Source organism: Staphylococcus capitis subsp. capitis (assembly GCF_040739495.1).
Taxonomy (GTDB): Bacteria; Bacillota; Bacilli; order Staphylococcales; family Staphylococcaceae; genus Staphylococcus; species Staphylococcus capitis.
In genome coordinates this window covers 1,374,334-1,390,688 of the sequence record NZ_CP145263.1, presented here as the reverse complement: position 1 = coordinate 1,390,688, position 16,355 = coordinate 1,374,334, and the positions used below count along the sequence as shown (strand labels likewise).

Below are 16,355 nucleotides of genomic sequence, written 5' to 3'. Positions count from 1 at the left end.
AATAATAATTTTATTATACTATTGATGTACATTAAACTACTCAGGCTCAAGTAGGAAAGTTTTATAAATCACGCTTAATTCTAGCCTATTCATGATACAAGATTAAATATTTAATTCCCTGCTTATATATTAGATAAACAAACTATTAGATAACCACATGAAATGTTATTCTGAATTGAGTTTTGTATAATATAAGTAATTCTAATTTAAGGAGTGTGTGACTGATGACACAAGGTCTACCTTTAAGAAAAGATGTTCCAAAGCAAGAAACATGGGACCTCAAAGATCTTTTTATTAATGATGAAGCATTTTATGAAACTTTAAATCAAGTATTTAAGTCTTCTAAAGAGTTTAATTCTAAATATAAAAATCAACTTACTAACATTGAGAATGTCGAACGAGCGTTGAAAGATTATGAGGACATTTTAGTGCAATTAGATCGCCTATATAATTATCCTGAATTAAGAGTTAGTGTTGATACTTCTAATGAAGAAGCACAAAAAGTAAATGCTAAACTTAATACGATGTCTGGAAAAATTGCTGGTTTATTATCATTTGTAGATTCAGAAATCTTGGCATTATCCGAGGAAACGTTAAATGAATTACAAGAAAAAACTAATTATCCTCACTTTTTTAAGAGATTACATGATAGAAAACCGTATCAATTATCAACTGAAGTAGAACAAGTACTTGCCACATTAACACCTACCTTAAGAAGTCCGTTTGAATTATATGGCACTACTAAAAGTTTGGATATAGACTTCGAGTCATTTGAACATAATGGTGTTACCTATCCATTGGATTACGCAACTTTTGAAAATGAATACGAAGATCATCCAGATGCTGAATTTAGAAGAAAGAGTTTTAAAACATTTAGTGATGCTATACGTAAATATCAAAATACAACGGCAGCTACATATAACATGCAAGTGCAACAAGAGAAAATTGAAGCGGATTTACGTGGGTATGACTCCGTAATAGATTATTTACTTCAAGAACAAGAAGTTACGCGTGATATGTTTGACCGTCAAATTGATGTCATTATGAGTGATTTAGCTCCTGTAATGCAGAAATATGCTAAAATCATTCAACGTGTACATGGTCTTGATAAAATGCGCTTTGAAGATTTGAAAATATCTATTGACCCAAGTTATGAACCTGATATATCTATTGAAACTTCAAAAGAATATATTTATGGAGCGCTTAACGTTTTAGGTGATGATTATGTAAATATGTTAGAAACTGCTTACAACAATCGTTGGATTGATTTCGCACAAAATAAAGGTAAAGAGACAGGCGCTTATTGTGCGAGCCCTTACTTTACGCACTCTTATGTGTTTATCTCTTGGACAGGCAAAATGGCTGAAACTTTCGTTCTTGCTCATGAGTTAGGTCATGCAGGACATTTTAAATTAGCACAAGACCATCAAAATTTACTGGAATCTGAGGCATCAATGTACTTTGTTGAAGCGCCTTCTACAATGAATGAAATGTTAATGGCTAACTACCTATTTAACAGTAGTAATGATCCTAAATTCAAACGTTGGGTGATTGGTTCAATTCTATCAAGAACTTATTACCACAATATGGTAACGCATTTATTAGAAGCTGCATATCAACGTAAAGTATATCAATTAGTAGATGAAGGAGAATCACTCACAGCTCCGATCCTAAATAAAATTATGCTAGATGTGTACGAAACATTCTTCGGTAATGTGGTGGAAATGACTGATGGTGTTGAACTAACATGGATGCGTCAACCACATTATTATATGGGATTATATTCATACACGTACTCTGCTGGTTTAACTATTGGTACAGTTGTATCTCAAAAAATTAAAAATGAAGGTCAACCAGCTGTAGATAACTGGTTAAATACATTAAAAGCTGGCGGTAGTATGTCTCCAGTTGAATTAGCTCAAACTGCCGGTGTTGATATTACTACTGAAGCTCCATTAAAAGCTACAATAAAGTATATCTCAGAGTTGGTGGATGAATTAGAGAGATTAACAGATGAAATTGAAGCTGAATAAAGAATAATTGAATATGAAAAATCGCCCCTACAGGATATAATTTATCCTATAAGGGCGATTTTTTTATTAGTCAAATGTATCGTAATGCTCTCCGGTTAAATAATAATAGACACTTTCGGCAATATTACTAATATGATCTCCAATGCGTTCTAAGTGTCGAGCAGCTAAATGTGCTTGACCAGCAACGAATGGATCATTGTCAATTAAGTATGTTGTGTTAACGATATTAATGTATAAATCATCAATGTCTTTATCTCTTTCAATAATTTCCTTAATTAATGTTAAATCCTCGGTTTTAACTGCTGTATTTAAGTCTTCTAGCATAAGCATTGCTAACTTACCCATCGTCTTTAAACGTGTAAACACATAATCATCGTTAATCTTCACTCTTAGACGTATATGTGCGATGCTTGCAGCATTGTCCCCCATTCTTTCAAAGTCAGTAGAAATTTTTAATGCTGCCATCATCATGCGTAAATCAGTAGCAATTGGTTGCTGTTTAGTGATTAACATAATGACTTTTTCATTAATCTCATAATCTAATTGATTAATTTCCTTATCTTTCTCAATGGTTTCTCTAGCAAACGTTCTTTTTTCTTCACTTAACGACACTAATGCATTTTTGATATTAAAATAAACACGAAGGCCAAGACGACGTAAATCTTTGATTAACTCATCTAGCTGACCTTCGTATTTATGTCTAATGATTGCCATATATAATTATCCGAAACGTCCTGAAATATAATCTTCTGTTTGTTTATCAGAAGGATTAGAGAAGATTTTATCAGTGTCGTCGTATTCGTTTACATAACCATTAAGGAAGAATGCTGTTTTATCAGATACACGTGCAGCTTGTTGCATGTTATGTGTAACCATAATAATTGAATAATTCTGTTTTAAGTCTTGTACTAATTCTTCAACTCTTAAAGTTGAAATTGGGTCTAATGCTGATGTTGGCTCATCCATTAAAATAACATCCGGTTCAATTGCTAGGCATCTAGCGATACAAACACGTTGTTGTTGCCCCCCTGATAAGCCATAAGCATTAGTGTGTAATCTATCTTTCAATTCATCCCATATTGCAGCGCCACGTAATGATTTCTCTACAATTTCGTCTAAAACTTTTTTATTTTTAATACCATGTGTTTTAGGACCGTAAGTAATATTATCGTAAATTGATTTAGGGAATGGGTTCGGTTGTTGAAAGACCATTCCTACATTAGTTCTTAGTTTCTCTTTAGAATATTTAGCATCGAAGATGTTTTGATCGCGATATAAGATTTTACCAGCTGTTTTAACAGAAGGTACAAGCTCAACCATACGATTTAAAGTTTTGATGTAAGTTGATTTACCACAACCTGATGGTCCGATAATTGCTGTTACATTATTTTCTAAAATATCTAAGTTAATGTTTTGTAACGCATGATTTTCACCGTACCACAAATCTAAATTTTGAGTAGAATATACGATGTTTTTTTGACTATCAGGTGTCTTGTCTTTTTTATCATTTTCAGTAGTAATAATCGTAGACACAGAGCCATTATTTTTCTCTGTTTGCTCATTTAATTTATTTTTTTCTGCGACTTGTGAATTAGCCATAATTAAAAACTCCTTCTATATATAGTCGAGGCTTTATACGTATCACCCTCGACTATTTGAATAACTATTTCCCTATAAGTTTAATTAATATTTTTTACTGAATTTATTACGTAAAAGAATTGCTACTGCATTCATTGCTAATAAAATAATTAGTAAGACGATAATTCCTGCTGATGCAACATTCTGGAATTCAGCTTGAGGCATTTTAGCCCAAGTGTAAATTTGAGTTGGAAGTGCAGAGAATTGATCTAATAAGCCAGAAGGTGTAGCTAAAAGAATAGTTGGGATACCAATAACTACTAATGGTGCAGTTTCACCTAATGCACGAGATAACGATAAGATAAACCCAGTTAAGATACCAGGTAATGCTGCAGGTAATACGACTCTTCTAATCGTTTGCCATTTATTAGCACCTAATCCAAATGACGCTTCTCTCACCGAACCAGGTACAGCTCTAATAGCCTCTTGACTTGAAACGATGATAACTGGAAGAATCAATAATGACATTGCCAATGCAGCAGCTAAGACACTATTGCCCATACCTGCTGCTCCAACGAAAAGTGTGTAACCTAATAAACCGAATACGATTGAAGGTACACCAGCTAAGTTTGAAATACTTATTTTTACAATGCTTGTAAAAATATTGTCCTTTGCATATTCTTCAAGATAAATTGCTGTACCAATTCCAAGAATGATAGTAATTGGAATAATAGTAACAATTAACCAAATAGATCCAACCAATGCACCTTTAATACCGGCATCTGCAGGTGTTGAAGATGAGAAATTCGTAAAGAATTCAGGTGTTAAATGTCCTGCCCCTTTAATAATTGTTTGTGCTAGTAAAGCAACTAATACTACGAGACCGATGACTGTGCATAGAAAAAATAATCCTTTAAATATTTTATTCTTAGTACCACGAGTAGAAATGTTTTTATCTACCTTATTTTTATCTATTAACGCTTTATTAGTAGGATTTGTTGTTGAACTCATATTAATACTCCTCTCTGAATCGTTTTGAAATCCATTGTGAAAGTAGATTCATTATTATAGTGAAGATAAATAGAGTAAATCCTACCGCATAAATACTGTAGTAGATATCTGAGCCAAATGGCGCGTCACCAGTTGCAACCTCAACAATATAACCAGTCATTGTTTGAATGGAACTAGTTAGACTTAATGAAGATGTAGGTGTACTACCAGCTGCTAATGAAACAATCATAGTTTCACCAATCGCTCTTGAAACACCCAATACAATTGATGCGACAACACCTGAAGTGGCTGCAGGTAAGACAACTTTAGTAGCAACTTCAAATTTAGTTGCACCAAGACCAAAAGCGCCTTCACGTATTTTATTAGGTACAGAAGACATTGCATCTTCACTCAAACTTGTAATAATAGGCACGATCATAATACCAACAACTATACCGGGACTTATAGAGTTGAACTCGCCTAAACCAGGAATAATACTTCTTAAAATTGGTGTTACAAAAGTTAAGGCAAAGAAACCGAATACTATCGTAGGTATACCTGCTAATATTTCTAGGATTGGTTTGATGATACGACGTGTTCTATCACTTGCATATTCATTAAGATAAATTGCAGCGCCTAGTCCAATTGGAACTGATACGATAGTTGCAATGAAAGTAATTTTTAATGTACCTATAATCAATGCCCAAATGCCATATTCAGGATTTGAACCCGTAGGATTCCACGTTCCTGTTAAAAAGAATTTAGAAAATGGTACACGTGTAAAGAAAGTGATTGTCTCAGTGAGTAAAGTAAATAAAATAGCAATAGTGGTTAAGATTGAAATAGCTGAAATAATACCCAAAATGATAGGAACGATTTTATCACTTGCTCCACCCTTTTTAGCATTATTCTTGGCTATCATTTCTCTAACATTTGTTTGTGAAGCCATGTAAATCCCTCTTTCTAATTTCTCCCAAAATAATTTAAAAAAGATTGGGAATTACTTTAGGGAATGATGAGTTCAAATGAATCAATTGTTTATAAAAACTCAATAATCTTCCCTGAAGAAAAAAGTACAGACAAAGTGGTTGTTCTCCACTTTGTCTTATACTTTTGCAAATTCCCAACCCTTTTATATTAAGTACACTAATTTTTATTTTTTGTCGTCTGATTTTTTATCTGATTTTTTATCAGATTTTTGATGTTTATCTAAAAACTTATTTAACTCTTTTAATTGAGATTTATAAGTTTTCTTAGGAGCAGCTACTTCATCTTTAGCTTCAGCAGATTTACCTTCATCTTTAAGAACGAATTTCATGAATTCAGACATTACTTTGTTATCTTTTAATGATTTATCTTTAACGTAGATGAATAATGGTCTACTTAAAGCATATGAACCATTTTTGATTGTTTTCTTAGTTGGTTCAGTTAATTTGCCGTTATCATCTTTGATCTTAACTTCTTTTAATTTGTCTTTATTTTGTTCGTAGAACGCATAACCGAAGTAACCAATACCTTCTTTGTTTTTAGTTACAGAGCTAACTAATTGGTTAGTATCAGCATTTTTCTCAGCCTTGATATCTTGTTTGTTCATTACTTCCTCTTCGAAGAAGTCGTATGTACCATGACTTGAGTTAGGTGATACAGCATTGATTTTTTTGTTTGGCCATTTAGAATTTACATCTTTCCAAGTTTTAGCTTTTCCAGAATAAATATCTTTTAATTGAGATTTAGTTAATGATTTTACGAATTTATTATCTTTATTTACTGCGATAGTAACAGCATCTTGTGCAATTTTAAATTCGTGGTATTTAATACCCTTATCTTCTAATTTTTTCTTTTCTTCGTCTTTAATAGGTCTTGAAGCGTCTGAGAAATCAGTTTCGCCAGCAATGAATTTTTGGAATCCAGCACCTGTACCAGCTTGTCCAGAAGAAATTTTAGCGTCTTTGTGATTTTTCGCCCATTTTTCATTTAATTTTTCGACGATAGGAGCTACAGTAGATGAACCTTCACCTTTTGCAGAACCTTTAAGATCACTTCCGCTACCAGAACCTCCATTATTACCGCCGCAAGCGCCAAGTAAGAATGAAGCACCTAATACAGTAGTACCGACTAATTGCCACTTTTTCATTGAAACATCCTCCTAGTATAAATAACCCTAATATTATATGTATTTCTTACAGCTTTTATAATACATACCTTTTGTTAATTAAAAATAGAGTAATTGTAAATCTTTTGTTAAGAATGTTTAAAGGTTGGTATAACGCGCTTTATAGAGGTATAGATGAAGTTTATATTTTTGAAAAATTAATTTAACTCATAAATACAATAGTTGTTATTTAGAATACATAGAGGTGTGAGTGTGTATAGTGGCAATATCACAAATTAAAAATTGTACTTAGATAGTCAGACAGATCACAAGCTCCCGCTTATTAATGATGTTTTAAACTTAATTCTCTATTTAAAATAATTCGATAAAAAAAGCTTATTCCTAGAATTTTAGGAATAAGCCTTCGCATAAGATTTGAATTTTTCTAATTCTATTCTTAAATTAACTACATTAAAGTATGTTGTACATCAATCATTACTTACTAATATATACTTCTTATTCTTCTACTCTACTCCAACCTTTTTTAGTAAGCGTGATTTTACCAGTTTCAATATTAATTATTTTCTTCTTATATAAATGACCAATAGCACGTTTGAATGAGCCTTTACTCATATTGAACACTTCTTTAATGGCTTCAGGACTGGATTTATCCCAAAATGGTAATTCGCCATCATATTCTACGAGTAGATCGAAAATAACTTGTCCATCATCGTCTAAACGTTCATGAGCTAGCGGTAAGAATGAACCATTGAGTTCACCTTTATCATTATGTCCGATGATACGCACTTCAACTTTCTCTCCTAAACGAGGTTCTTGCTTACGTTCAGATTCATGGACGAAAATTTTGTAGCCATCTTCACTCAATAAGAAACTTCCTACTCTTAATAAGCGATATGCTCGAGCTTCAATCATTTCATTTTGTTTACTATCATCCATTACTGGTGTGAACATACCTTCAACAATTGTTTCACTAGCGAGGCGTCCAAACATTTGATTGTTACTATCAATTCTTAGAGTAACAAGGAGATAATCTCCAGCTTGAGGCCATAATTCTTTGATTTTTGGTAGGTCTTCCCATGGAACTAACACTTCACGAGGAAGCCCTACATCAATACGTGCGCCGTCACGGTCAGTTTTTAAAACTTTTGCAAAATCATATTTATCTTTGGTGATATCAGGCATATTTTGAGTTGCAAATAGTTCACCTGAACGGTTTGGATAAACAAAGAAACTATACTCTTCCCCTATTTCAAATTCGTCTTCATCGGCTACCTCTGATTGATTAAGTTTAACTTGTTCCCCATTGGGTCCCTTTAATAAATAAGTTGAGCCTTGTAAGCCCTCAACTTCTAAAAATTCTATTGAACCTACGATATCTTTATCTAATGCCATTATTTTCTCCTTATACTAATGTAATTTCTAAATTTTATTATTGTTTCTTCTATATAAATAGTTATTTTCAAAATTAAAATAAATGATTCACTACGATAAAATTCCTTTTAATTATAACATGAGTCACTTATTCTATCATTACTATGTCAACGTGGTCGAAACTCCTACTATTATATGATATAATTTCTCCGTTAGAATAACGATAAAGGAGCAAATGCATGTTACAAGTAACTGATGTAAGTTTACGTTTTGGAGATCGTAAACTATTTGAAGATGTAAATATAAAATTTACTGAAGGTAATTGTTATGGCTTAATTGGTGCTAATGGTGCTGGTAAATCAACATTTCTTAAAATTTTATCTGGCGAAATTGATTCGCAAACAGGTCATGTTTCATTAGGAAAAGATGAACGTCTAGCAGTATTAAAGCAAGATCACTTCGCATATGAAGATGAACGCGTATTAGATGTCGTAATTAAAGGACATGAGCGTTTATATGAAGTTATGAAAGAAAAAGATGAGATTTATATGAAGCCAGATTTTAGTGACGAAGATGGTATTCGTGCTGCAGAACTTGAAGGTGAATTTGCAGAAATGAATGGCTGGAACGCAGAAGCCGATGCTGCTAACCTACTTTCTGGTTTAGGTATTCAAGCAGATTTACATGACAGAAAAATGTCTGAACTTGAAAACAATCAAAAAGTAAAAGTATTATTAGCACAAAGTTTATTTGGTGATCCCGATGTACTTCTACTAGACGAGCCTACTAACGGTTTAGATATCCCTGCAATTAGCTGGTTAGAAGATTTCTTAATTAACTTTGAAAATACAGTTATTGTTGTATCCCACGACCGTCACTTCTTAAATAACGTATGTACGCACATTGCTGACTTAGACTACGGTAAGATTAAACTATATGTAGGTAATTATGATTTCTGGTATCAGTCAAGTCAGTTAGCCCAAAAAATGGCTCAAGAACAAAATAAGAAAAAAGAAGAAAAAATTAAGGAATTACAAGATTTCATTGCACGATTCTCTGCGAATGCTTCTAAATCAAAACAAGCTACAAGTCGTAAGAAACAATTAGAAAAAATTGAATTAGATGATATTCAACCATCTTCAAGAAGATATCCATATGTTAAATTTACTCCTGAACGTGAAATTGGAAATGATTTATTAACTGTTGAAAATCTATCTAAAACAATTGACGGCGAAAAAGTATTAGATAATGTTTCATTCACAATGAATCCTAACGATAAAACTATTTTAGTTGGTGATAGTGAGATTGCCAAAACAACATTGCTTAAAATTTTAGCTGGTGAAATGGAACCAGATGAAGGAACATTTAAATGGGGTGTCACTACTTCCCTTAGCTACTTCCCTAAAGATAATTCAGAGTTCTTTGATGGTGTCGACATGAACTTAGTTGATTGGTTAAGACAATATGCGCCTGAAGATGAACAAACTGAAACATTTTTACGTGGTTTCTTAGGTCGTATGCTATTTAGCGGAGAAGAAGTTAAGAAGAAGGCAAGTGTTCTATCCGGTGGCGAAAAAGTTCGTTGTATGTTAAGTAAAATGATGTTATCAAGTGCTAACGTTTTATTACTAGACGAACCTACAAACCATTTAGACTTAGAAAGTATCACTGCAGTTAATGATGGATTGAAATCATTTAAAGGTTCTATCATCTTCACTTCTTATGACTTCGAGTTCATCAATACAATTGCAAACCGTGTTATTGATTTAAATCAACCAGGTGGTTTATCTAAAGAAGTTCCTTATGAAGAATATCTTCAAGAAATTGGTGTTTTACAAAATAGTTAATAAATTTTCTTTAACTCTAGAGCATCTTCATGATTCTCTAGAGTTTTTCTTTTGGAAATTGATATTTAAGCAATCAATAATAAAGTTTTATTTATAATAAATCACAAATTGTGTTATCTTACTCTTAAATTTTCAGTATATTTTTAAAAATCTAACATGTTGGTTTACAGAGATATACACTCTATGTATAATAAACTCATATCAATTGAATAAGATTTTGATGAGGAGCATCAATCATGAGTAAATTTTAGTATTTTGTCTGCTAACAACTAATTTTGAAAGGGTGCGATGCCGAAACAATTCATAATAGCAGTTATGAGTCGTTGGACTTTTTGGTTAAGAGCTGAAAGTTTGTCATTATTACTAAATAATGGAGTGCATCACTTGTACATAAATGTAGAGCAAGTTCGCGCATTCCGAACTTGTTCTTTTTTTATATCGTGTGAGCCTCCCCTAATTTTAGGAGGACTGAAATTGAACAGAAGTGTTTTGAAATTTGGCGGGTCTTCCGTCAGTGATTTTACAAAGATAAAAAATATTGCTGAAATGCTTAAAACACGAGTTGAACAGGGAGAAGAATTAATCGTTGTAGTTAGTGCAATGGGTAAAACAACTGATCAATTAATGGAAAATGTGTCAACGTTGACATCTACACCTAAAGATCAAGAACTTGCCCTACTACTTACTACGGGTGAACAACAGACAGTCTCCTATCTTTCAATGGTACTTAATGATATTAGTGTAAAAGCCAAAGCAATGACTGGATACCAAGCAGGTATTAAAACGATTGGTCATCATTTGAAAAGTAAAATTGCAGAGATTAATCCAGATACATTTAATCAAGCATTTGAAAATAACGATGTACTGGTAGTAGCTGGTTTCCAAGGTATAAATGATGAGTTTGAGCTTACTACTTTAGGCCGTGGAGGTTCTGATACTACTGCAGTGGCTCTAGCAGCAAGTAACCAAATCCCTTGCGAGATTTATACTGACGTTGATGGAGTTTATGCAACAGATCCAAGAATATTAAGTCATGCTAAGCGTTTAGAATACGTGTCTTATGAAGAAATGATGGAAATGAGTGCGCTTGGTGCTGGAGTACTTGAAACTAGAAGTGTTGAACTTGCTAAAAACTATGAAATCCCCCTTTATTTAGGGAGAACTTTATCAAATGTGAAAGGAACGTGGATTATGTCTAGATCAGATTTATTAGAGAAAAAAGCTGTTACAGGAGTAGCTTTAGATACGCATATGATGCACGTCACAATTAGTTATCCCCTACCTGACAATCGCTTATTAACTCAGTTATTTACTGAGTTAGAGGAAGGTTCTGTCAATGTCGATATGATTTCGCAAATCGTTAATCTCGGAGGATTACAGCTATCATTTTCGATAAAAGATAGTGACGTTAATCAAATTTCATCTATATTGGAAAATCTATCCACTCACTTTGAAGCCTTAGATTATAAAATCAATGAAGCATACGTCAAAATTTCGTTAATTGGATCAGGTATGAGAGATATGTCTGGAGTAGCATCTAAAGCGTTTATCACTTTAATCAATTCTGAAATTCCATTCTATCAAACAACGACTTCAGAAATTAGTATTTCATATGTTATTGATGCAGAAAATGGTCAAAGAGCGGTAGAAGAATTATATAACGCATTCGATATCTAAAATTGGTATGATATATTTATAAAGAATTTTCTTAAAATTAACAACATTACAAATGGAGTGACTTTATTATGACAAGATTAGCAGTAGCCGGAGCAAAAGGATTAGTAGGAACAAAAATGTTAGAAACATTGGATCGTAAGAATATTCCTTTCGATGAATTAGTACTTTTTTCATCAGCGCGTTCAGCGGGTAAGGAAGTAGAATTCCAAGGACAAACATATACTGTTCAAGAGTTAACAGATGAAGCAGCAAGTGAACACTTCGACTACGTGTTAATGAGTGCTGGTGGAGGTACAAGTGAACATTTCGCCCCACTATTTGAACAAGCAGGTGCTATCGTCATTGATAACTCTAGTCAATGGAGAATGACCGAAGATGTAGATTTAATTGTTCCCGAAGTGAATGAACCTAAACTAACTCGTGGCATTATTGCTAATCCTAACTGTTCAACAATTCAATCCGTAGTGCCACTTAAAATTTTACAAGATGCATATGGCTTAAAACGTGTTGCTTATACAACATATCAAGCGGTTTCAGGCTCAGGTATCAAGGGTAAAAGAGATTTATCTGAGGGGCCTAATGGAAAAGCTCCTGAAGCGTACCCTCACCCTATTTATAATAATGTGTTACCACATATTGATGTTTTTCTTGAAAATGGCTACACCAAAGAAGAGCAAAAAATGATTGATGAAACAAGAAAAATTTTAAACGATAAAGACCTGAAAGTTACTGCTACTTGTGTACGTGTACCAGTGCAAGACAGTCACAGCATTGAAATTGACGTTACTTTAGATAAAGAAGCTAACGTTAAAGATATCCAAAACCTTTTCGACCAAGATAGCAGAGTTGTACTTGTAGATAATCCTGAAAACAATGAATACCCATTAGCAATTCACTCTATAGGTAAAGACGAAGTCTTTGTAGGCCGTATTCGTAGAGATGATTCGTTAGATAACACTTTCCATGTATGGTGTACATCAGACAACTTACTTAAAGGTGCGGCATTAAACGCAGTTCAAGTATTAGAGCAAGTTTTAACTATGAAAGGAGAACGATAATATGACACACATGTTTGAAGGCGTTGGCGTAGCTCTAGCTACACCATTTACTAATAATGAAATTGATTTTGACGCATTAGAAAGACATGTAAAATTTTTATTAGAAAATAACACACAAGCGATTATAGTTAATGGAACAACAGCTGAAAGCCCTACTTTAACAGATCAAGAAAAAGAACAAGTACTTGAAACTGTAATTAAATTAGTTGATAAACGTGTACCTATCATTGCTGGAACTGGTACCAATAATACTCAGAAATCAATTGAAGCCTCTAAAAGAGCTAAAGAAATTGGTGCTGATGCAGTGATGCTTATTACGCCCTATTATAATAAAACAAACCAACGAGGATTAATTAAACACTTTGAAACTATCGCAAATGAAGTAAAATTACCAGTTGTACTTTACAACGTACCATCACGGACGAATATGACGATTGAAGTAGAAACTGTTGAAACATTAAGTCATAACCCATACATTGTTGCACTTAAAGATGCAACGAATGACTTTGATTATATGGAAGAAGTTAAAAAACGCATTAATGAAGATGAATTTGCATTATATAGTGGCAATGATGACAATGTTGTTGAATTCTATCAACGTGGAGGTAAAGGTGTTATCTCAGTTATTGCAAATGTTATCCCTCAAGAATTTCAAGATTTATACGATGCTAAACAAAGTGGAGAAAATATTTCAAGTCAATTTGAACCTATTGGGCAATTATTAGACTCATTATCTGTGGATGTTAATCCTATTCCTATTAAGGCACTAACGGCACATTTAGGTTTTGGTAATTATGAATTAAGATTACCACTTATCCCATTAGATGGCGCAGAGCGTTATGTATTAGAGCAAGCTTATGATCAGTTTAAAGCAGGTGAACATTAATGAAGATTTTACTTATAGGCTATGGAGCGATGAATCAACGAGTTGCTAGACTAGCTGAAGAAAAAAATCATGAGATTGTAGGAGTTATAGATAGAACTCCTAAAGATTCAACACCATACAAGCATTACAATAGTATAGCTGAAGCTCAAGACGTTGCTGATGTAGTAATTGACTTTTCAAACCCTGAATTATTAATACCATTACTAGATGAGTCATTCAATTTACCGTTAGTTATTGCTACAACTGGTGAGAAAGATACGCTCATTCAAAAGCTACAAACATTAGGTCAACATATGCCTGTATTCTTTAGTGCAAATATGAGTTATGGTATACACGCCCTTACTAAGATTTTAGAAACTGCCGTACCCCTACTACAAGATTTTGACATTGAATTAACTGAGGCTCATCACAATAAGAAAGTAGATGCTCCTAGTGGTACATTAGTTAAATTGTATGATGTGATCAAAGAACTTAGAGACCAAGTAACGCCAGTATATGATCGTCATGAGAATACTGAGAAACGTACGAAAGATGAAATTGGTATTCATGCTGTGCGTGGAGGAACAATCGTTGGTGAACATGATATTTTATTCGCTGGCACAGATGAGTCAATCACTATTTCTCATAAGGCACAATCTAAAGATATTTTTGCAAATGGCGCCATTGGTGCCGCTGAAAAGTTAATTCATAAAGAAAATGGATATTATACTTTTGATAATTTATAAAAGTAAACAAAGGAGAGGTTAAAATTATGGTACAACATTTATCAGCTCAAGAGATTATTCAATATATCAGTGATGCAAAAAAATCTACACCTTTAAAAGTTTATGCGAATGGTAATTTTGAAGGCGTAACTTTCCCAGAAAGTTTTAAAGTATTTGGATCAGAACATTCTAAAGTTATCTTTTGTGAAGCGGATGATTGGAAACCCTTCTATGAAGAAAATCAAGCAAAAATTGAAGATTTAGAAATTGAAATGGATCGACGTAATTCAGCGATTCCGCTTAAAGACTTAACAAATACAAACGCACGTATTGAACCAGGTGCATTCATTCGTGAACAAGCGATTATTGAAGATGGTGCTGTAGTTATGATGGGCGCCACAATAAATATTGGTGCAGTAGTTGGTGAAGGCACAATGGTTGATATGAACGCCACGCTTGGTGGTCGTGCAACAACTGGTAAGAATGTACATGTTGGTGCAGGTGCTGTATTAGCTGGAGTAATTGAGCCCCCTAGCGCCTCTCCAGTGGTAATTGAAGATAATGTCTTAATTGGTGCTAATGCAGTTATTCTTGAAGGCGTTCGCGTTGGCGAATGTGCAATTGTTGCTGCGGGTGCTATTGTAACTCAAGATGTTCCAGCTGGTGCTGTTGTAGCTGGTACCCCTGCTAAAGTAATTAAACAAACATCTGAAGTTGAAGACTCTAAACGTGAAATTGTCTCAGCTTTAAGAAAGTTAAATGATTAATAGCTTGTATGTTTTAATCATTTTCATATAGATGAATGTTAAAGGTTGAAGCAAATGATGATGTTGAACACTCTTATATGTAGGTTCGCACGTTTGTTTCACCTTTTTATTATAACTAAGTAAAAAAGCGTCATCATTACATAATAAATTAAAACAATTTCATATAAGGGATGATTAATATGAGTGAATTAGAATTTGTAACAAAACATAGAAGACATTTACATCAATATCCAGAATTAAGTTTACATGAGTTCGAAACAACGACGTATATTAAAGAATTTCTTGATAAATTAGGCGTTGAATATGATTGCCCACTTGAAACCGGAGCAATAGCGTATTTAGAAGGTCAAAGTAATCATACGATAGCATTTCGTGCTGATATCGATGCTTTACCAATATTTGAGGAAAATGATATCGACTATCGAAGTAAAACGGACAATGTGATGCATGCATGTGGTCATGATGGTCATACAACAGCATTAATGTTATTTGTAAAACGTTGCAAAGCGATGGCGGATAAAGGTGAACTTCCCCACAATGTTGTGTTTATCTTTCAGCCTGCTGAAGAAACTGGTGGTGGTGCTAATCGCTTAATTAAAGCAGGCGCCTTTGAAAAGTACCCTATCGAAGCAGTATTTGGTATTCATGTGAACCCGTTCGCTGAAGAAGGTAAAGTAGTGATTCGGGATGAAGAAATTACTGCAAGTGCGACTGAGTATCGCTTTTATTTAAATGGTTTATCAAGTCATGTGGCTGATAAAGAACAAGGTCATTCATGTGGTGAAGCGTTACAACATGTCTTAGCACAAGTAGGACAAATACAACAGTACCATCTTAATGGTTTAAAACGTAATATAGTTCATATGGGACATTTTGAAGCTGGTGAAGCTATAAATACAGTACCGAGTCATGGTTATCTTGAAGGTACAATACGCACGTATGATGTAGATGACTTAACTGTGGTTAAACAACAAATGTATAAAATAGCAGAAAGTGTCCAATTACTATTTAATGTAGATTGCCAAGTAAAATTTGAAGAAGGCTATCCTCCTACTATGAATAGTCCTGAACTTCGAGAAAGTGTAGAACAAGCCTTAAATAAGGCTAATCTAGAAGTCATTGATAAACCTACCCCATTTTTATTTGGAGAAGATTTTAGTTTTTATGGACAACAATTAGCTCCTGCATATTTTGTATTTGTAGGCACTCAGAATAAAGCTAAAGGTTATGTTACAGGTTTGCATACCTCTTATTTAAATTTTGATGAAAAGATTTTAATTGATGTAGCAAATTATTATGAAGAATTATTAAGAAATTACAAAGAGGTGTAA

Annotated in this window: 14 protein-coding genes and 1 riboswitch; of the genes, 8 read left to right on the top strand and 6 right to left on the bottom strand. The window is 33.5% G+C overall.

Annotation, left to right across the window (positions count from 1 at the left end; genetic code table 11):
- Nucleotides 1–224: 224 nt before the first annotated feature.
- Nucleotides 225–2,033: an oligoendopeptidase F gene (gene pepF / locus V6C74_RS07025; RefSeq protein ID WP_002453207.1), complete on the top strand. Its 1,809-nt coding sequence runs from the start codon at nt 225–227 to the stop codon at nt 2,031–2,033.
- A gap of 66 nt (nt 2,034–2,099) precedes the next feature.
- Here the strand turns inward: pepF and phoU are convergent, their stop codons facing one another.
- The 6 genes from phoU to cvfB all read right to left on the bottom strand — a co-directional run bounded on the left by phoU (nt 2,100) and on the right by cvfB (nt 8,106).
- A complete protein-coding gene (phoU, locus tag V6C74_RS07020; protein ID WP_002453208.1) occupies nt 2,100–2,747 on the bottom strand; it encodes a phosphate signaling complex protein PhoU in 648 nt (215 codons plus the stop codon).
- A gap of 6 nt (nt 2,748–2,753) precedes the next feature.
- Nucleotides 2,754–3,632, bottom strand: a complete 879-nt coding sequence (pstB, locus tag V6C74_RS07015) for a phosphate ABC transporter ATP-binding protein PstB (protein ID WP_002433584.1) — start codon at nt 3,630–3,632, stop codon at nt 2,754–2,756.
- 84 nt (nt 3,633–3,716) lie between these two features.
- On the bottom strand, nt 3,717–4,622 hold the full coding sequence (gene pstA, locus V6C74_RS07010; RefSeq protein WP_002433680.1) for a phosphate ABC transporter permease PstA: 906 nt from the start codon (nt 4,620–4,622) through the stop codon (nt 3,717–3,719).
- 1 nt (nt 4,623) lies between these two features.
- Nucleotides 4,624–5,550, bottom strand: coding sequence for a phosphate ABC transporter permease subunit PstC (gene pstC, locus V6C74_RS07005; RefSeq protein WP_002453209.1), 927 nt, complete (start codon nt 5,548–5,550; stop codon nt 4,624–4,626).
- A gap of 204 nt (nt 5,551–5,754) precedes the next feature.
- Nucleotides 5,755–6,735 (bottom strand): PstS family phosphate ABC transporter substrate-binding protein, encoded by a 981-nt coding sequence (locus V6C74_RS07000; protein WP_002453211.1) that lies wholly within the window; start codon nt 6,733–6,735, stop codon nt 5,755–5,757.
- A 474-nt stretch (nt 6,736–7,209) separates the two neighbouring features.
- Nucleotides 7,210–8,106 (bottom strand): RNA-binding virulence regulatory protein CvfB, encoded by an 897-nt coding sequence (gene cvfB, locus V6C74_RS06995; protein ID WP_002433676.1) that lies wholly within the window; start codon nt 8,104–8,106, stop codon nt 7,210–7,212.
- 218 nt (nt 8,107–8,324) lie between these two features.
- Between cvfB and V6C74_RS06990 the strand changes: the two genes are divergently transcribed.
- The 7 genes from V6C74_RS06990 to V6C74_RS06960 all read left to right on the top strand — a co-directional run bounded on the left by V6C74_RS06990 (nt 8,325) and on the right by V6C74_RS06960 (nt 16,355).
- Nucleotides 8,325–9,932 (top strand): ABC-F family ATP-binding cassette domain-containing protein, encoded by a 1,608-nt coding sequence (locus tag V6C74_RS06990; protein ID WP_002453213.1) that lies wholly within the window; start codon nt 8,325–8,327, stop codon nt 9,930–9,932.
- A gap of 212 nt (nt 9,933–10,144) precedes the next feature.
- A riboswitch (Lysine riboswitch) is annotated at nt 10,145–10,321 on the top strand.
- Between the two features lie 85 nt (nt 10,322–10,406).
- On the top strand, nt 10,407–11,609 hold the full coding sequence (locus V6C74_RS06985; protein WP_103175545.1) for an aspartate kinase: 1,203 nt from the start codon (nt 10,407–10,409) through the stop codon (nt 11,607–11,609).
- A 68-nt stretch (nt 11,610–11,677) separates the two neighbouring features.
- Nucleotides 11,678–12,667: an aspartate-semialdehyde dehydrogenase gene (locus V6C74_RS06980; RefSeq protein WP_002453215.1), complete on the top strand. Its 990-nt coding sequence runs from the start codon at nt 11,678–11,680 to the stop codon at nt 12,665–12,667.
- Between the two features lies 1 nt (nt 12,668).
- Nucleotides 12,669–13,553 carry a 4-hydroxy-tetrahydrodipicolinate synthase gene (dapA, locus tag V6C74_RS06975; protein ID WP_002453216.1) on the top strand — a complete coding sequence of 295 codons (885 nt, stop codon included), beginning with the start codon at nt 12,669–12,671 and terminating at the stop codon, nt 13,551–13,553.
- On the top strand, nt 13,553–14,278 hold the full coding sequence (gene dapB, locus V6C74_RS06970) for a 4-hydroxy-tetrahydrodipicolinate reductase (protein WP_002453217.1): 726 nt from the start codon (nt 13,553–13,555) through the stop codon (nt 14,276–14,278). The genes dapA and dapB overlap by 1 nt, the downstream gene beginning before the upstream one ends.
- A gap of 26 nt (nt 14,279–14,304) precedes the next feature.
- Nucleotides 14,305–15,024: a 2,3,4,5-tetrahydropyridine-2,6-dicarboxylate N-acetyltransferase gene (gene dapD / locus V6C74_RS06965; RefSeq protein WP_002453218.1), complete on the top strand. Its 720-nt coding sequence runs from the start codon at nt 14,305–14,307 to the stop codon at nt 15,022–15,024.
- A gap of 179 nt (nt 15,025–15,203) precedes the next feature.
- Nucleotides 15,204–16,355: an amidohydrolase gene (locus V6C74_RS06960; RefSeq protein WP_070664276.1), complete on the top strand. Its 1,152-nt coding sequence runs from the start codon at nt 15,204–15,206 to the stop codon at nt 16,353–16,355.